Genomic DNA, 16,524 nt, shown 5'->3' with positions numbered 1-16,524 from the left:
ACAGGTTATACGTTAACGACGCGCCAGCCACATCAACGCATGGATGACGCCGGGCAGCCACCCAAGCAGAGTCAGGATGACGCTGATACCGATCCGCCGTGAACCGGCATCGGTCAAGCCAAGTGCAAGCGGGGGGAGCAAAACGGCCAGAAGGCAATAAGCCGCCTTAAGGCTGCCGGTCTCGTTTTCTACGCGGTGCGGTTGTCGCACTTCTTGGCTGGCACTCTTGGGGGTAGTGGCGGTATCGCGAGCCACATCACCATCAGCGACGCCAGGAGGTGTCACGGCGGCCGGTGTAAAGTGGCCGACGGCGTCCTGCGCTTTCGCACCTGACGGGGTATCGGCATGCCCTTTGCGGTGGGCCTGTTTATCGATTTTTTGTTCGAGGCTTTCGGCATCCTGGGCGATATCATCGTGGTGGCGCTCCCAGTCCTCCCAATCATGGGGCGTGCCGGACCTGGGCCGCTGCATTCCTGCCCCACGGGCACGCTCCCAGGCTTTCTCTTCAAGCGTATTGGGGCGCTCGGGCTCACGCTCTACGCCAATGCCCTTGCGATTCAGATACTCACGTGCGTCCATGTAAGGCTCCTTGATGGTGTGATAGCCAGGCGATGAATGTTGAAGACCCACCTTTTCACTGGGCTATACTCTCTTGGCTATACTCTGTGCGTCAGCATAAACGATAGCGTTTACGCTGACCTGCCTGGCATCGAAACCTGTCGATGTGCAGCGGGTGTCGAGCATGCAAAAAAAACCGCTGCCTAGAAGGCAGCGGAAGCAAGGGATCGAGAAACAGTAGCTAGGACAACACTATTAGCGACTGCTATCGCTACGTTGCCTGTACTACCTAAGACACCCTGCATTGAAAAAGTTCGCCTGGCGGTAAAATTTTCGTCTTGGGTAACGCGCGCGTATACTTGACAGCCAAATGATGAGCGACGGCTGGGAGTAAACGCATGGCGCTATACCTGCTGGTACTCGGGGTTTGCCTATTGGTGATCGGTGGCGTGCTGATGGTGCTCTTGACCGTGGGGACACCCCGCTATCGCACCGAACCGAAGGATCTGCTGGCCCTTTTCGACAAGGCGTTGAATAGCCAGGTAGGTGAAACCGAGTGGAATGCGATTATCGGTTACCCGATACGTCACGACGAGTATCTGGAAGGCGTTCGCCGTCGTGCATCGCACCTGATGGAACTCCACGGGCGGCGCTGGCAGCTTGCCCAGGGCAAACCTCTGTTGAACGCCCAAGGGCAGGAGGAGTTGCAAGTGCTACGTGACCATCTAGCGGCCCATACGGCGCTGCGCCAGCAATAGCGGCAACCGCAGCGCCAGGAGATCACACGCATGCCAAGCACCATTCGCAAGATCCCGCTGGATAGCGCTACTCATCACCACGCCCATGACTTTCATCAGATCGTGATTACGCTCTGCGGCTCTTCGGAGTTCGAGATCGAAGGGCTTGGTGGGCGTATCAACGCCTTTTCAGGCTGTATCGTGCCAGCCAATCACGAGCATTACTACGCAGGCCACGGGCACAATCGGCAGTTGATTCTGGACTTGCCCGAAGACGCCCCGGCCCTGACCGGCGAGCATCGCGAGCTGGTGGCCCTGTTCGATGCGCCACGTTTTTTTGCCCTCGATGCGCCTTTGCGTCACTACCTTGCCTTCATGGAGAGCGAGCTGGCCCAGGGGTTCGACCCCTGCGTCACCTCGTTTCAGCAGGATCGTCTGGCAGCAACGCTGCTTGGCTCATTGAAAGCGCGCCTGGGCGATGCCACGTCCGCCTGCCAGCGGCGCATCGACATGCCCCAGATAGACCGTTTCATCCGTCGTCACCTGGCCGACGAGCTGCGAGTCGCGGATCTGGCCCGGCTGGCCTGCCTGAGCGAGGCGCACTTTTCCGAGCGCTTTCGTGCCCAGACGGGCCTTTCACCCTGGCAGTACGTCAAGCGCCAGCGCCTGCACGCCGCGCGCCAGTTGATCCTGCAAAGCCGCCTGCCGCTGACCGATATCGCCATTCAAACCGGTTTTGCCAATCAAAGTGCCCTCTCACATGCTTTTCGGCGTAGCTACGGCGTTTCGCCGCGCACGTTGCGCCAAGGCGCCCCGGCGCATTTTGCCCCGGCCTCACCAGCAGCTGGAAAAAGCCCGCTGACGGCCCCTAACGTCTACTACTAAAGTTGAAAACTCCTTGTGCTTGCCATGAAATTGACACGTTTTGCCGAGAAAACGACATACAACCAGGCGCGCGGCGCTCTACATTCGAGCGCTGCCTGGGCCTAACCGCCCGACCACCTATTCGCTTTAACTGGATTCACGGGGGCCTCAATGCTCAACGCTAAAAAAATGCGTGACTCTGCCACCTGGCAAACTGATCTTGATACGCTGATGGCACGGGTAAGCGATCACTACATCGTGGACGAAGAAACCTACGTGGGTGAGCTGATCAAGCTGCTGGATACGGATCGCGAAGACTTCGCTCGCATTGAGGCCAACACGGCGGCGCTGATCCGCGATGTCCGCGAAATGGACACAGCCGTGGACACCATCGATGAGCTTTTACAGCAATACAGCCTGGATACCCACGAAGGCTTGATGCTGATGTGCCTGGCCGAGGCCATGCTGCGCATTCCTGACAAAGCGACCGCCGATGCCTTGATCGAAGACAAGCTTGGCCCCGCTGACTGGCAATCCTATGCCGGCAAAAGCGAATCCTGGATGGTGAATGCCTCCACCTGGGGGCTATTGATGACCGGCCGGGTGCTGAAGCTTGACCACCCCAGGGACGGCCAGCCCGCCACCTTCATCAACCGCATGGTCAACCGCCTGGGCGAGCCGGTCATTCGCCGCGCCATGGTCGAAGCCATGAAGATCATGGGCAAGCAGTTCGTGCTGGGCCGGAATATCGACGAAGCGCTTAAGCGCTCCAGGCCGCTGTTCAACAAGGGCTATACCTACTCCTACGACATGCTGGGCGAAGCCGCACGCACCCGCGACGACGCCAAGCGCTACTTCGACGACTACGCTCGCGCCATCGAGCAGGTCGGCAAGACCTCCCAGCGTCTGAGCGACAAGACGCCCAAACCGTCAGTCTCGATCAAGCTTTCCGCGCTTCACCCCCGCTACGAGTTTGGCCGCCGCGAGCAGGTGCTGGCGGAGCTGGTCGAGACAGTCATCAAGCTGGTCACCAAGGCCCGCGAGCTGGACGTGGCCGTGACCATCGATGCCGAAGAAGTCGACCGCCTGGAGCTATCGCTGGAAGTCTTCCGTGCCGTCTACGAAAGCAGCGCCGTCAGGGGCTGGGGCCACTTTGGCCTGGTAGTACAGGCCTACTCGAAGCGTGCCTTGCCGGTGCTTCACTACCTCAATCGCCTGGCCGACCAGCAGGGCGATGAAATTCCCCTGCGCCTGGTGAAGGGTGCGTACTGGGATAGTGAAATCAAGGAATCCCAGCAGCTGGGGGTTGATGGTTACCCGGTGTATACCCGCAAGGCCTGCACCGATGTTGCCTATCTGGCCTGCGCCCAGTTCCTGCTTTCCAACGATACCCTGGGGCGTATCTTTCCGCAGTTTGCCACTCACAATGCCCATACGGTGACCACCATTCTCGAGCTGGCCAACCACGATAGCCGCCCGTTCGAGTTCCAGCGCCTGCACGGCATGGGTGAAGCGCTTTATGACGCGGCCCTCGCGCGTGCCCCGCAAGGCACCTACTGCCGTATCTATGCTCCGGTTGGCGCCCATAAGGATCTACTTCCCTATCTGGTACGCCGCCTGCTGGAAAATGGTGCCAATTCCTCCTTCGTCCACCAGCTGGTCGACCCGGAAGTGCCCGTCGAGTGGCTGTGCCAGCACCCGATCGAGACCTTGCGCAAGCAGAAATCGCTGACCAATACGCGCATCCCGCTGCCCCGCGATATCTACGGGCCGAAGCGGCCCAATTCGCGCGGCGTCAACCTGAACGTGCGCAGCCACTTCTACCCGCTGATGGAGAAGATGGCCGACTTCATGGACAAGCAGTACCTGGCCAAGCCGCTGCTGGCCTTTGACGTGGCCGACGACGCTGCCAATACGCATGAGGTGACCTCGCCCTTTGATCGTCGCCAGCGCGTAGGCCACGTACAGTGGACGACGAACGAGCAGGCCGCCAAGGCAGTGGACGCCGCCTGGGAAGCCTTTCCGCGCTGGGAAGCCACGCCGGTGGCCGAGCGTGCTGCTGTGCTGCGTCGCCTGGCCGAGCTGATGGAAGACAACATGGCGGAGCTGATGGCCCTTTGCTCCCGCGAAGGTGGCAAGCTTCTGACCGATGGCGTGGATGAGATCAAGGAAGCGGTGGATTTCTGCCGCTACTACGCCATGCGTGCCGAGGAGTCGTTGGGGGAGCCAATCGAACTGCCCGGCCCGACGGGTGAATCCAACCGGCTTATCCTGGGCGGTAAAGGCGTATTTGCCGCGATCAGCCCCTGGAACTTCCCGGTGGCCATCTTCTGCGGTCAGATCGTTGCCGCCACGGTTACCGGCAACACGGTGCTGGCCAAGCCCGCCGAGCAGACCTCCATCGTTGCCCACCGAGTGATCGAGCTGCTTTACGAAGCTGGCCTGCCTCGCGACGTGGTACAGCTGCTTCCGGGTGACGGCCCGACGGTCGGCAACGTGCTGACCTCGGATTCGCGTATTACCGGCGTGGTATTCACCGGCGGCACCGACACCGCCCAGGTCATCAACCGCGCCCTGGCCGCACGTGAAAACGCGCCGCTGCCCACCCTGATTGCCGAAACCGGCGGCATGAATGCCATGATCGTCGACTCCACTGCCCTGCCCGAGCAGGTAGTGGTGGACGTGGTTCAGTCCGCCTTTCAAAGCGCCGGCCAGCGCTGTTCGGCGCTGCGCGTGCTTTACCTGCAGGATGACGTTGCCGACCGCGTGATCACCATCTTGCAAGGGGCAATGAACGAGCTGCGCATGGGCGACCCGCGTGATCTGGGAACTGACGTTGGCCCGGTGATCGATGAGGAAGCACGCAAGGGACTGCTTGAGCATATCGAAAGGCTCAAGGCTGAAAACCGTATGGTCGCCGAGTCCCCCATGGCGGCTGAACACACCCAGCACGGCACTTTCGTGGCGCCGGTTGCCTTTGTCATCGACAGCATCAACTCACTGACCCGCGAGCAGTTCGGCCCTGTACTGCATATCGTTCGCTACAAGGCCCGCGAGCTTGATCAAGTGATCAAGGACATCAATGGCCGGGGTTATGGCCTGACGTTTGGCGTACATAGCCGCAACGAATCCTTTGCCGCTGAAATAGCGCGTAATATTCGAGTAGGCAATGTGTATATAAACCGTAATATCATCGGGGCCGTGGTAGGCGTTCAGCCCTTTGGCGGCCAAGGGCTCTCGGGCACTGGCCCGAAAGCGGGCGGCCCGCACTACCTGCAACGCTTCATCACGGAAAAGACCGTTACCAACAATACAGCGGCGCTGGGAGGCAATGCATCCCTGCTCGCGCTGGGTGATGAGTAAACGGCAAGGCGTACACTGACCTTGGCAACCTAAAAAGATAACAGGGTTAACAACAACAAGGCGGCGCCTTACCCGATGTATACGGGAAGGCGCCCTCACCTGTCGGAACCATCCGACATGATAACGGGAGAACTTCATGGCTATTGGTGTTTGGATCAGTCTTCTTGCGTACTTTGCGCTCATGATCTGGATTGGCGTATATGCCATGCGCACCTCGACATCCACCTCGGAAGACTACGTGCTGGGGGGCCGGACGCTGAGTCCCAAGGTAGCCGCACTTTCGGCCGGCGCTTCGGACATGAGCGGCTGGCTGCTGCTGGGTCTGCCGGGGGCAATTTTCGATAACGGACTGGGAGCGGCCTGGATCGGCATTGGCCTGTTTGCAGGTGCCTTTCTCAACTGGATCCTGGTGGCTCCGCGACTGCGTGAGCAGACCGCTCACTATGGCAATGCGATTACCATTCCGGCCTTTCTGGCCAACCGGTTTCCCACCCGGGCAATGTCATTGAGAACGGTATCGGCCATCGTTATCGTCATCTTTTTTGCGGTTTATACAGCCTCCGGCCTGGTCGCGGGCGGCAAGCTGTTTGAAAACGCTTTTGCCGGCATCATCAATATCGGCAGCATGAGCGACTACGCGCTGGGCATCATCATCACCTTGGCGGTGGTACTTCTTTATACCGTGGTAGGCGGTTTCATGGCCGTGAGCATGACGGATTTCGTGCAGGGCTGCATCATGATGCTTGCTCTGGTCATCATGCCAGCGGTGGTGCTGTTCGGTGAAGGTGGCGGCGGCTTCAGCCAGGCGTCACAAACGCTCAACAGCTTCGATCCAACACTTTTATCCTGGACCGACGGATTGACCTTTATCGGCTGGCTCTCTGCAGTCACCTGGGGGCTTGGGTACTTTGGACAGCCACATATCATCGTCCGCTTCATGGCCATCCGTCATCTCAAGGATGTACCGACTGCGCGTAACATCGGCATGGGCTGGATGGCAGTATCAATGATCGGCGCGATTTCGCTTGGCATCTTCGGTCGCGCCTATGCGCTTCGCAACGGCATGGAGATTCAGGACGCAGAGACGATCTTCATCATCCTGGCGGATCTCCTGTTCCACCCGCTGGTTACCGGCTTCTTGTACGCGGCGCTGCTCGCCGCCGTCATGAGCACGATTTCAAGCCAGTTGCTGGTGGCATCGTCTTCGCTGACGGAAGATTTCTACCGGTTGTTCTTGAACAAGCAGGCGTCCGAGAAGCAGACCGTGACCGTTGGCCGGATAAGCGTGGTGCTGGTAGGCCTGGTAGCGGCGCTGATCGCCTCGGACCCCAACTCTCAGGTACTGGGCCTGGTGAGCAACGCCTGGGCTGGCTTTGGCGCCGCGTTCGGTCCGCTGATTCTGCTGTCGCTGATGTGGTCGCGCACCAACGGTGCCGGCGCCATCGCGGGCATGATCGTCGGTGCCGCCACGGTCATGATCTGGATTTCGCTGGGCTGGAGCAGCGCGTTCCTGGGCGGCCCTGGTATCTACGAGATCATTCCTGGCTTCATTGCATCGTTCATCGCCATCATGGTGGTAAGCGCCATGACGGCTGACGCTGGCGAATACCAGCACATCGAGCGCTAGGCCCTACCGCTGGCCCCAGGCCTTCTCGCGGTATTACGCGAGAAGGCCTGGGGCCTCCAAAGAAACCCTCGATGCAACCCACCTCGCCTGACCGCAGTCTTCTGATTAAGCTAATTTCGGACAGCGCTCTGCTCTTTGCTTCAAGTCAATAACGGCGCTCTTTCCTGCCGATACACTACCCCCATGATTCACAACGACTTACATCATTCACCGGAATCATGCTGACGGAAGGAGCAACGCTATGCGCCACCCATCACTGCCTACTTTACTCGTCACCGGCATTGCCGCCGCGTCACTGCTGACCAGCACACAGGCTCTCGCCTACGGTGCGGGTGATTTCTTTACCCGTGTGGGGGTCGCCAAGGTATCGCCTAAAAGTGACAACGGCACGCTCGCCGACGGCGCTTTTTCAGTCGATGTGCAGGACAAGACCGACTTTGCCTTTACCCTTGGTTATCGTTTCCACGACAAGCTGGGCCTGGAGCTACTGGCTGCCCGCCCGTTCGAGCATGACATCGAGCTCAATGGGGATAACCTTGCGTCTACCAAGCATCTTCCGCCAACGCTGACACTTCAGTACTACCCGCTGGGTGGTACCGAGTCCCGCGTGCAGCCCTACGTTGGCGCAGGCATCAACTACACGCGCTTCTCGAGTGAGCACCTGGCCATTGGCGAGCTAGACCTTGACAATTCCTGGGGCGCAGCCGGTCAGGTAGGCGTTGACCTGGTCATCGACGATCACTGGGCGCTGAACGCCGCCGCCTGGTATCTGGATATCAACACCGATGCCACTATCAATGGCGAAGCCGCGGGTTCTGTGGATATCGACCCGATCGTGGTCATGGGCGGGCTAAGCTACCGTTTTTGACAAGCGATCGTTTTTGACAAGCGACCGTTTTTGTCAAAACGCACTGCACGTTTTGTGCAACCGGGCCTGCAAGCGTAGGCCCGATTACTTCATCGTCTAGTTATCGGTCACCAGCTGGTCGACCCTTTCAAAAGCGCGCGCTACCAGCACCTGGTCGCTGGCGCGCACCTTCTCCTGCGTCATGTAGGCGACCATGGCCGGGGCAACATCACACTTGGCGGGCATGGGCGCTTGCGCGTCTACAAGCGCGTTGAGCCGAGCGACGAACACGAAGCGTACCCATTGGGGCAGCGACATGGTATCGATGCAAAATGGCTCATGGCTTGCAAAAGCACTGGGGTCGGGAGTCGGGACACGCCACAGATTGGCGGCCTTCATGGCGGCTTCAAGCTCGATGAGTGCGGTTTGAAGCTGTTGATGGACGCTCATAGACACCTTGATCAGATCGTTTTCGGTTGCTCCATTATCCCAACTCTGCAGCCGAGTTGCCACTTATACCCAGTCAGAAGATCCTTACTCACAGATTCACAGAAAACCTGCAAGAGCCTGTGGATAAACTATGGAAAGGTCTCGCTAACGCTACTCTCAGAAGGTTTTCGCAAGGTTGCTCAATTTTTGATCGCTCACCAGACAAGGCAAGGATTTATCAGCCATTTCGGCTGACACCGGGAAAGGGGCAAGGTAGAGTGCAAACTTGCAATGCGGAAGGACATCATGCAACCAATTCAGACCATTGAAGAATTCTTTACACGCAGCGGCGCTGACGTTTCGCTCTACCATATGGGCCGTCGCGTGGCGCCTCTTTCACGCCAGATACTCGCCGAATTCGAACAGGGCCAACGTCCATGGCCCGAACCCTGGCAAGGTCAGGCGCGCCTGGCCGCCATATTCACCCTGGGCGACATGCCAGAGCCTGCCATCTGGTTTTTGGCGCTGCCCTTGGATGAGCAGGGGCTCCTCTCCCCCGCCCAGCGCGATGGCTTTCTGAATCGACTCATGGAAACACTGGGTAAAAATGTTTCCACGATAGGTCAAAACGCTAAAGACGCGGATCACTTTATGAAGGATAATCCGCTCGCGTTTACACCCAGCGTGACCTTCCAGGCGATGCTGAACGCACATGCCACCCGCGAGCGTGAGCTGCCGGCAAGCCAGCACTTCGAACCGGTCGATGCCTACCTGACCGGTCAACAGGCCATCGACTGGCAGGCCCTGGGGCTGCAGGGGATCGCCGATTACGCGGTGCGCCTGGACGCCGAGCAGGCAGAGGTACTGGCATCAAGGCTTGCTGCACTGCCTGCTGGCGTTGTCCATTCACTCTGCTACTGTTTAGAGCATCAGGCGCTTGCCCCGGCGCTGGTAGCGGCGCTTCGCCTGCGCGGTGAACAAGCAGCGGATGAAGGCGACATGGAAACACTGTGCGCCTGCATTCGTGCAGTGGGAAGCTCTGACTCCTCAGACGTTGCCACGTGGTACTCGAGCCTGCTGGAGGATCCGCATGCCTGCGGCCCTGATGTTCTGGCAGCCATTGCCGGACGGGGCTGGCCACTGCTCGAAGATGCGAACCGGCTGCCGCTTTTTCTTGATCGCCTGGCTGAAGACGAACGCACCAACTTTGCCAGCGTGGTTCGCGATATCGCTCTGATTCCCCGTCTGCGTCTGCCTGTCATGCTGGCACTGCGCGACGCCCCGGAAGGCTCGGCTGTGCGACGCAGGCTCGCCGCCATGACGCAGGCGGCCAAACGCTGACCCTGGACATGTTCAACGAATTGCAAGGAAGGAGTGTATCGTGAAGGAACTCCCCTATCAGGCTAAAGCGGTCATTGGCCGCCGTGAAATGGTGACGTTGCCTGAACTGGGTCTTCACCTATGCTGTAAAGCAGACACGGGTGCCCGGACGTCAGCGCTGCATGCCGAAAGCATTGAAACTCATGAAGATGAACAGGGCCAGCTCTGGGTGAGCTTCATTACTCACAGTGGCGGGCCAGCAACGCCTGAACACCGTCTCAAGCTGCATCTTCATGACCGGCGTCGAGTCACCAGTTCAAACGGGCACAGCGAGTGGCGCTACGTGATTCGCACACCCATGCAGATGGGCCAGTTGAACTTCTTCGTTGAGCTGACCCTGACCGATCGCAGCAATATGCGTCATCCCATGTTACTTGGACGCCGCGCCATGCGCCGCCTGCTGGTTGCTCCAGGCGCCGCATTTCTCCATGGCGAGCCTTAACTCAACAATGATCAGTCCTTTATTTGGCCCGGAGTCCTGAATGCACATCGCTCTTCTTTCTCGTAATCGCAACCTGTACTCCACGCGACGCCTTATCGAGGCGGCCGAGACGCGCGGGCATACGGCGCGCGTGGTGGATACGTTGCGCTGCTACATGAGCATCGCCTCGCATCACCCCTCGATTCATTACAAGGGCCAGGAGATCGAGCCGTTCGATGCGGTCATTCCACGTATTGGCGCCTCGGTCACGTTTTACGGCTGCGCGGTGCTGCGTCAGTTTGAAATGATGGGCACCTACGTGATCAACGACTCGGTGGCCATTACTCGCTCGCGAGACAAGCTGCGCTCGCTGCAGCTGCTTTCGCGCAAGGGACTCGGGCTTCCCATTACCGGCTTCGCCCACTCCCCTGACGATATTCCCGACCTGATCACCATGGTCAAGGGGGCACCGCTGGTCATCAAGCTTCTGGAGGGGACCCAGGGCATCGGTGTGGTACTGGCGGAAACCAATCAGGCGGCGGAGTCGGTCATTCAGGCCTTCATGGGCATGAAGACCAATATCATGGTGCAGGAGTACATCAAGGAGGCGCGTGGCGCCGATATTCGCTGCTTCGTGATCGGTGACAAGGTGGTGGCTTCGATGAAGCGTCAGGCCGCCGAAGGCGAATTTCGCTCCAATCTGCATCGTGGCGGAACCGCCAGCGTCATCCGGATTACTCCCGAGGAGCGCTCGACGGCAATTCGTGCCGCCAAGGCCATGGGGCTGAGCGTTGCCGGGGTGGATCTTTTGCGCTCCAATCACGGTCCGGTCATCATGGAGGTCAACTCCTCGCCCGGCCTGCAAGGCATCGAGAGTTCCACGGGCAAGGATATCGCGGGCATGATCATCGAGCATATCGAGAAGAACGCCTCCCCCATGCGCAAAGCGCCCCCCAAGCCTAAAGGCTAAGAGCAAAACCGAAAAATAATCCGCATTAGGGGTGGCAAATCGTCGCTGCCACCCCCACAATCTGCGTCACCGAAGGAGGTAGACGCTCATGTTTCTCGACAATCGCCAAGTGGCGATGGACAGCGTGCTGGAAGCGCTGGCCGACAGCATTGATTATTTCCAGGACAATATCGAACGCCTGCGCCCATCGCTGCGCGATGCGCTGAAACCCCACTATACGGCCCGCCTGAAACAGATGCGCAAGCTGCAGGAACTTGCCCGTGCGCACCTGAAGATGCTACCCCGCGATGCTGATGTCGAGCGCGATGACTTCCTGTGGCTCTGGAGCCGGCTGAAGAGCTTTGTCGGTAACGACAGCCAGGTATTGATCAACGAGCTTCTGGAGCAGGAACGTGTGTTGATGCAGGCGCTGTCCACCCTTTTCACCCACCCGCTGCCCGACCCCATCGAACCGGTGGTAGATGAGTGCATGCAGGGATGCCGCCAGCTGATTCGTGAACTCTACGCCTTGCAAAAACGCAAGCCGCACCGCTGATGGCTCAGGGGCTGCCTGTTCCGGGCTCGCTTTGCTCGCGTTCATCTACCATGGACTCATGCACCTCGAGTTCCCCTGCAGGGAGAGGGTATAGCGTCGGCATGACGGCCGGCTCGGCATCCTCCAGCACCTTGTCAAGCTCGATCGGCTCGGCCGGGCCCAGAAAATAAGGTTTTCGGGACCAGACGTAGATATCGCCGAGCGTTGCCACCCGAGCAGCCCATTCGCGCATTCTCAAGCGCCATTCTCCTGCTGCGGGCTTATCTTCCGCTACACATCCGGTTACCTCCATGCCCAGGGCACGGCCGATAAAGACGGCGCGCGGTAGATGCCAGCTCTGAGTCACTAAAAGCGCTTTTTCGAGTTGAAACACGTCGCGAGCTCGCACCAGGGTGTCGTAGGTACTGAACCCGGCGAAATCCATGGTGAGTTTCTGGGCGGGCACACCGCGCCGGTGCAGGTCGCGCCACATGGCACGGGGCTCGTTATAGGCCTGAGTCCGGTTATCCCCGGAAAGAAGCAGATGCGATACGCGCGATTCGGCAATCAGCGAGGCGGAGGTGCGCATGCGCGCGTGAAAATGCGGGTTACGCAGCCCGCTGCGTGTCCAGTGCGAGGTACCGAACACGATGCCCACATCGGCTGGCCGGCACTCAAGCACCTGCTTGTCGATATAGCGCGCCGTGGTCGCCAATACCCATAAATTACCGGCCAAAAACAGCAATGCCGCCAGCAGCAGTAACGCTCCTAGCGACATCAACAGACGCCTTGCCCAGATCAACAGCACGTTGTGCATCTTGCAGCCCAATGGCGCTTAGAACATGCCAAGCTCAAGTTTTGCCTCATCGCTCATCATGTCACGACTCCAGGGAGGACTGAAGACGATTTCGGTATGTACCTTATTGATCTGCGGCGCCCCCAGAATCTTGTTGCGGGCATCAGCGGCGATCACATCCCCCATGCCGCAGCCCGGGGCTGTCAGGGTCATGCGAATGGTAACCATGCGCTCACCGCTGATCAGACGCTCGATCCGGCAGCCATACACCAGCCCAAGGTCCACGATGTTGACCGGAATTTCCGGGTCGAAGCAGGTGCGCAACTGATCCCACACGAACTGCTCGATCTCTTCTTCGCTGGCGTCCTCATGCAGGGTCGGGCGCGGCAGCGATTCAAGGCCCAGCGCGTCCAGGTTGCGCCCTTCCACCAGGTACAGACGCCCTTCATGACCAACGCTGACCGAGCTGCCCTTCGCCTGCATAACGCTGACCACGCTATCTTCGGCCAGGGTTTCCGTCTTGCCAAACGGAATCGCAATCGCCTCGACATCACGCTGAAGCGGCAGTTTCTGTCCTCGCTCAAGGCTTGCGACTTGCTCGATATTCATAGGATTCCTTAACGCACCATACCAATGACCCGATTGAGAGCTTCCACGAAGGTATCCACCTCATCAAGGGTATTATACGCGGCAAATGACGCACGACACGTGGCATCCACACCAAAATGATGCAGCAGCGGCTGAGCGCAGTGATGGCCGGTGCGAATCGCCACACCCAGCTGGTCGATCAGCAAGCCGATATCCTGGGAATGCGCGCCCTCCACCACAAACGAGAGTACCCCCGCCTTGTCAGGCGCCGTTCCCAGAATGCGCAAGCCATCAATGGACGAGACCGCATGCGTGGCATGCTCAAGCAGCACGTTTTCCCACTGCCCAATCGCGCCCACGCCTACCTCTTGCAACCATTCAAGGGCGCGCCCCAGGGCGACTACTTCGGCGATTGCCGGCGTACCCGCTTCAAACTTGTGCGGGATGCCCGCAAAGGTGGTGCCCGCATCGAACGAGACGGTCTTGATCATCTCACCACCGCCTTGCCAGGGTGGCATGGCCTCTAGCAGCGCCTTCTTGCCGTAGAGCGCGCCAACGCCGGTGGGTCCGTAAACCTTGTGCCCCGAAAAGGCGTAGAAGTCAGCATCGATGGCCTGTACATCTACCGCCTGGTGTGGCGTGGCCTGCGCTCCGTCTACCAATATCAAGGCACCTTGCTGATGCGCCAACGCCGCCATCTCTTTTACCGGGTTGATGGTACCCAAGGCGTTGGAAACATGGTTCACGGCCACCAGTCTGGTGCGCTCGTTTAGCAGCTCACGGTAGGCCTGCATATCCAGCGCACCGTGCTCGTCTACCGGAATGACCTTGATGCTGAACCCACGTTCGGCGGCCAGCAACTGCCAGGGCACGATGTTGGAATGGTGCTCGAGCATTGAAATCAGCACTTCATCGCCCGCGCCCAGGTGGGTACGTCCCCAGGTCTGGGCGACCAGATTGATGGCCTCGGTAGTACCGCGGGTGAAGATGATCTGTCGTGCATCCTCTGCGTTGAGAAATGCCTTGACCTTGTGACGCGTGCCCTCGAAGGCCGCCGTTGCTTCATCAGCCAGCGTATGCAGCCCCCGGTGGATATTGGCGTTGCAGCGCGAGTAGTAAGCGTTGAAGACCTCGATCACCTGCCGCGGGGTCTGGCTGGTCGCCGCATTGTCCAGATAGACAAGCGGCTTGCCGTGGACCTCCCGATCAAGGATCGGGAAATCCTGACGCAGCGCCAGCACGTCATAGGGCGCCTGGGCAAACGCGTTGGCCTTTTCAAGGACAGTCGAGGGCATGATTCACTCCTTTACAGGCAAAGGCCTAGTCGTTAAGCGCGACGGCGGTTTCCACCAGCCCGGCCAGATTGAAACGCTCGGGCAGCTTGCCGGCAACGGCAAGCTCTACCCGCTCGGCCACGGCGTCCAGCGTCACCTTCTCCAGCACTTCGCCGGCAAACGCCAGGGTCAGAAGCCCACGCGCGGTCGCCTCATCAATGCCGCGAGTACGCAGCGCGTAGATCGCCTCTTCATCCAGTTGGCCGGTAGTGGTGCCGTGAGAACACTTCACGTCATCGGCATAGATCTCGAGTTCAGGCTTGGCATCGATCTGAGCGCGATCCGAGAGCAGCAGGTTCTGGTTGCTCTGGAAGCCTTCGATCTTCTGGCTGTCGCGCTTGACGTACACCTTGCCGTTGAAGACGCCGTGAGCGCGGTCATCCAGAATGCCCTTGTAGTTCTCGTTGGAGAACGTCAGCGGCGCATTGTGGTTGACCTTGGTGTGGTTATCCACGTGCTGGCGACCCTGACCGAAGAACAGACCGAAGAAGTTGGTTTCGGCGCCCTGCCCGTTCAGGTCACTGATCAGGTCATTGCGCACCAGCGCACCGCCCAGATTCAGGTTATAGGAGGTGTAGCGCGTGTCGCGGCCCTGCTCGACATGCATGCTGGCCACGTGCATGTCATTGAGCGGCGCTTCCTGCAGCTTGTAGTGATTCAGAATGGCGCCACGGTCCAGCATGAACTCGCCGACGACATTGGTGAAGTTGGCTGCCTCCAGATCGCCGCAGTAGTGCTCGATCAGGGTCGCTTCACTGCGCCCGCCTGCCTCGACAAGAATACGCGGATGGCTCATCACCGCCGTGGCGTTGGCCCGGGAGAGGAACTGCAGCAGGATGGGCTTTTCGATCACCGCACCGGGGGCGATACGCACCACGGCACCCTCTTCCATAAACGCGGTGTTGAGCGCCGCGAAAGGAGAGAAATCCACCCCCGTCAAACGCCCCAGCGGGCCGCCGACCGCTTCGTGGTTTTCGCTCAGCGCCTTGGAGAGCGGCAGCACGTGCACAGTGTCAGGCAGCGCGTCAAGATCCGAGAGCGCCGGTGCATAGACGCCATCCACGAACGTCAGCCGGTAGGCATCGAGGGGCAGCGTCAGCGCGGCGGCCTGGGCCGGCGAAAAATCCGCATTGTCGGTCAGGGCGAAGTTGCCCTGGGCGATGCTGCGCACGTCGGTGTATTTCCACTCTTCATCGCGACGGGTCGGAAACCCGAGCGCTTCAAAGCGCGCAGCGCCCGCCTGGCGGCGTGCCGCGATCCATGAAGGCTCCGTTTCACGCTGCTGGCTGCGCGTTTTCAGCGTGTCCAGAAAGGTTTGCGTATCACTCATGCCGCGGACTCCTCGATACCTTCGTATCCGTTGGCCTCTAGCTGTTTGGCAAGCTCGGCGTCACCGGTCTTGACGATGCGACCGTCTACCAGAACGTGCACCTTGTCCGGCACGATGTAATCGAGCAGACGCTGGTAGTGGGTGACCAGCAGAATCGCCCGCTCTTCAGCGCGCAGACTGTTGACGCCATCGGCCACGACCTTCATGGCGTCGATATCCAGGCCGGAATCGATTTCGTCGAGCATGGCGAGCTTGGGCTGGAGTACCAGCATCTGCAGGATCTCGTTGCGCTTCTTTTCACCACCGGAGAAGCCTTCGTTGACGGCACGCTGCAAAAAGCTGGCGTCCATCTTCATGAAACCAAGCTTCTCTTTCACCAGCTTCATGAAATCCGGCGCCGGTATGTCGTCAAGGCCCTGGGCCTTGCGCTGAGCGTTAAGCGCGGATTTCAGCAGATAGATGTTCTTGACGCCCGGGATTTCGACCGGGTACTGGAAACCCAGCAGCAGGCCCGCCTGGGCGCGCTCCTCGATCTCCATTTCCAGTACATCCTGGCCTTCGAACGTGATGCTGCCCTGGGTGACTTCGTAGCCATCCTTGCCGGCAATCACCGCTGACAGGGTCGATTTACCCGCGCCGTTGGGGCCCATGATGGCGTGTACTTCACCGGCATTGATGGTCAGGGTCAGACCCTTGAGAATCTCTTTGTCTTCAACGGTGACATGTAAATCAGTAACTTGCAGCATAGTTATCAACCTTCCAATTC

16 protein-coding genes are annotated in these 16,524 nt (G+C 59.4%); 9 read left to right on the top strand and 7 right to left on the bottom strand.

Features of this window, described 5'->3' with window-relative positions; translation table 11 throughout:
- Positions 1-12: 12 nt before the first annotated feature.
- Positions 13-579, bottom strand: coding sequence for a YqaE/Pmp3 family membrane protein (locus HW452_RS15540; RefSeq protein WP_224107012.1), 567 nt, complete (start codon positions 577-579; stop codon positions 13-15).
- A gap of 377 nt (positions 580-956) precedes the next feature.
- On the opposite strand from HW452_RS15540, the gene HW452_RS15535 reads away from it, so the two are divergent.
- From HW452_RS15535 to HW452_RS15515, 5 genes are all read left to right on the top strand, one after another.
- Positions 957-1,316: a hypothetical protein gene (locus tag HW452_RS15535; protein ID WP_224107011.1), complete on the top strand. Its 360-nt coding sequence runs from the start codon at positions 957-959 to the stop codon at positions 1,314-1,316.
- A 30-nt stretch (positions 1,317-1,346) separates the two neighbouring features.
- Positions 1,347-2,180 carry an AraC family transcriptional regulator gene (locus tag HW452_RS15530; protein ID WP_224107010.1) on the top strand — a complete coding sequence of 278 codons (834 nt, stop codon included), beginning with the start codon at positions 1,347-1,349 and terminating at the stop codon, positions 2,178-2,180.
- 150 nt (positions 2,181-2,330) lie between these two features.
- Positions 2,331-5,522, top strand: a complete 3,192-nt coding sequence (gene putA / locus HW452_RS15525; RefSeq protein WP_224107009.1) for a bifunctional proline dehydrogenase/L-glutamate gamma-semialdehyde dehydrogenase PutA — start codon at positions 2,331-2,333, stop codon at positions 5,520-5,522.
- A gap of 136 nt (positions 5,523-5,658) precedes the next feature.
- A complete protein-coding gene (gene putP, locus HW452_RS15520) occupies positions 5,659-7,149 on the top strand; it encodes a sodium/proline symporter PutP (protein WP_224107008.1) in 1,491 nt (496 codons plus the stop codon).
- Between the two features lie 241 nt (positions 7,150-7,390).
- Positions 7,391-8,017 carry an OmpW/AlkL family protein gene (locus tag HW452_RS15515; RefSeq protein WP_224107007.1) on the top strand — a complete coding sequence of 209 codons (627 nt, stop codon included), beginning with the start codon at positions 7,391-7,393 and terminating at the stop codon, positions 8,015-8,017.
- A gap of 96 nt (positions 8,018-8,113) precedes the next feature.
- Here HW452_RS15515 and HW452_RS15510 read toward each other — a convergent pair whose 3' ends face one another.
- Positions 8,114-8,446 carry a YqcC family protein gene (locus HW452_RS15510; protein ID WP_224107006.1) on the bottom strand — a complete coding sequence of 111 codons (333 nt, stop codon included), beginning with the start codon at positions 8,444-8,446 and terminating at the stop codon, positions 8,114-8,116.
- A 285-nt stretch (positions 8,447-8,731) separates the two neighbouring features.
- On the opposite strand from HW452_RS15510, the gene HW452_RS15505 reads away from it, so the two are divergent.
- The 4 genes from HW452_RS15505 to HW452_RS15490 all read left to right on the top strand — a co-directional run bounded on the left by HW452_RS15505 (position 8,732) and on the right by HW452_RS15490 (position 11,731).
- A complete protein-coding gene (locus tag HW452_RS15505) occupies positions 8,732-9,766 on the top strand; it encodes a DUF3549 family protein (RefSeq protein ID WP_224107005.1) in 1,035 nt (344 codons plus the stop codon).
- Positions 9,767-9,806: 40 nt separating this feature from the next.
- On the top strand, positions 9,807-10,247 hold the full coding sequence (locus HW452_RS15500; RefSeq protein ID WP_224107004.1) for an ATP-dependent zinc protease family protein: 441 nt from the start codon (positions 9,807-9,809) through the stop codon (positions 10,245-10,247).
- A gap of 40 nt (positions 10,248-10,287) precedes the next feature.
- Entirely contained in the window at positions 10,288-11,196 is a 909-nt protein-coding gene (rimK, locus tag HW452_RS15495) for a 30S ribosomal protein S6--L-glutamate ligase (RefSeq protein ID WP_224107003.1), read from the top strand.
- A gap of 88 nt (positions 11,197-11,284) precedes the next feature.
- Positions 11,285-11,731: a hypothetical protein gene (locus HW452_RS15490; RefSeq protein ID WP_224107002.1), complete on the top strand. Its 447-nt coding sequence runs from the start codon at positions 11,285-11,287 to the stop codon at positions 11,729-11,731.
- Between the two features lie 4 nt (positions 11,732-11,735).
- Here the strand turns inward: HW452_RS15490 and HW452_RS15485 are convergent, their stop codons facing one another.
- The 5 genes from HW452_RS15485 to sufC are packed head-to-tail and all read right to left on the bottom strand — an operon-like array spanning position 11,736 to position 16,504.
- Complete coding sequence (locus HW452_RS15485; protein WP_224107001.1) at positions 11,736-12,527, bottom strand: SanA/YdcF family protein; 792 nt, start codon at positions 12,525-12,527, stop codon at positions 11,736-11,738.
- Positions 12,528-12,545: 18 nt separating this feature from the next.
- Complete coding sequence (gene sufT / locus HW452_RS15480; RefSeq protein WP_224107000.1) at positions 12,546-13,115, bottom strand: putative Fe-S cluster assembly protein SufT; 570 nt, start codon at positions 13,113-13,115, stop codon at positions 12,546-12,548.
- 8 nt (positions 13,116-13,123) lie between these two features.
- Complete coding sequence (locus HW452_RS15475) at positions 13,124-14,389, bottom strand: cysteine desulfurase (RefSeq protein ID WP_224106999.1); 1,266 nt, start codon at positions 14,387-14,389, stop codon at positions 13,124-13,126.
- A 25-nt stretch (positions 14,390-14,414) separates the two neighbouring features.
- Positions 14,415-15,758: a Fe-S cluster assembly protein SufD gene (sufD, locus tag HW452_RS15470; protein WP_224106998.1), complete on the bottom strand. Its 1,344-nt coding sequence runs from the start codon at positions 15,756-15,758 to the stop codon at positions 14,415-14,417.
- On the bottom strand, positions 15,755-16,504 hold the full coding sequence (gene sufC, locus HW452_RS15465; RefSeq protein WP_224106997.1) for a Fe-S cluster assembly ATPase SufC: 750 nt from the start codon (positions 16,502-16,504) through the stop codon (positions 15,755-15,757). Before sufC ends, sufD begins: the two co-directional genes overlap by 4 nt.
- Positions 16,505-16,524 lie beyond the last annotated feature (20 nt).

The organism is Vreelandella aquamarina (assembly GCF_020075495.1).
GTDB classification, from domain to species: Bacteria; Pseudomonadota; Gammaproteobacteria; order Pseudomonadales; family Halomonadaceae; genus Vreelandella; species Vreelandella aquamarina_A.
The sequence above is the reverse complement of the archived record's forward strand: the minus strand, read 5'-3'. Positions and strand labels throughout refer to the sequence as shown.

Excerpts from the sequence above, each read along its gene's own strand:
- HW452_RS15510 (WP_224107006.1), bottom strand. The coding sequence starts at position 8,446 with ATGAGCGTCCATCAACAGCTTCAAACCGCACTCATCGAGCTTGAAGCC.
- sufC (WP_224106997.1), bottom strand. The coding sequence starts at position 16,504 with ATGCTGCAAGTTACTGATTTACATGTCACCGTTGAAGACAAAGAGATT.
- sufD (WP_224106998.1), bottom strand. The coding sequence starts at position 15,758 with ATGAGTGATACGCAAACCTTTCTGGACACGCTGAAAACGCGCAGCCAG.
- HW452_RS15490 (WP_224107002.1), top strand. The coding sequence starts at position 11,285 with ATGTTTCTCGACAATCGCCAAGTGGCGATGGACAGCGTGCTGGAAGCG.
- HW452_RS15485 (WP_224107001.1), bottom strand. The coding sequence starts at position 12,527 with ATGCACAACGTGCTGTTGATCTGGGCAAGGCGTCTGTTGATGTCGCTA.
- rimK (WP_224107003.1), top strand. The coding sequence starts at position 10,288 with ATGCACATCGCTCTTCTTTCTCGTAATCGCAACCTGTACTCCACGCGA.
- HW452_RS15505 (WP_224107005.1), top strand. The coding sequence starts at position 8,732 with ATGCAACCAATTCAGACCATTGAAGAATTCTTTACACGCAGCGGCGCT.
- HW452_RS15515 (WP_224107007.1), top strand. The coding sequence starts at position 7,391 with ATGCGCCACCCATCACTGCCTACTTTACTCGTCACCGGCATTGCCGCC.
- HW452_RS15530 (WP_224107010.1), top strand. The coding sequence starts at position 1,347 with ATGCCAAGCACCATTCGCAAGATCCCGCTGGATAGCGCTACTCATCAC.
- putP (WP_224107008.1), top strand. The coding sequence starts at position 5,659 with ATGGCTATTGGTGTTTGGATCAGTCTTCTTGCGTACTTTGCGCTCATG.
- HW452_RS15535 (WP_224107011.1), top strand. The coding sequence starts at position 957 with ATGGCGCTATACCTGCTGGTACTCGGGGTTTGCCTATTGGTGATCGGT.
- HW452_RS15475 (WP_224106999.1), bottom strand. The coding sequence starts at position 14,389 with ATGCCCTCGACTGTCCTTGAAAAGGCCAACGCGTTTGCCCAGGCGCCC.
- sufT (WP_224107000.1), bottom strand. The coding sequence starts at position 13,115 with ATGAATATCGAGCAAGTCGCAAGCCTTGAGCGAGGACAGAAACTGCCG.
- HW452_RS15540 (WP_224107012.1), bottom strand. The coding sequence starts at position 579 with ATGGACGCACGTGAGTATCTGAATCGCAAGGGCATTGGCGTAGAGCGT.
- putA (WP_224107009.1), top strand. The coding sequence starts at position 2,331 with ATGCTCAACGCTAAAAAAATGCGTGACTCTGCCACCTGGCAAACTGAT.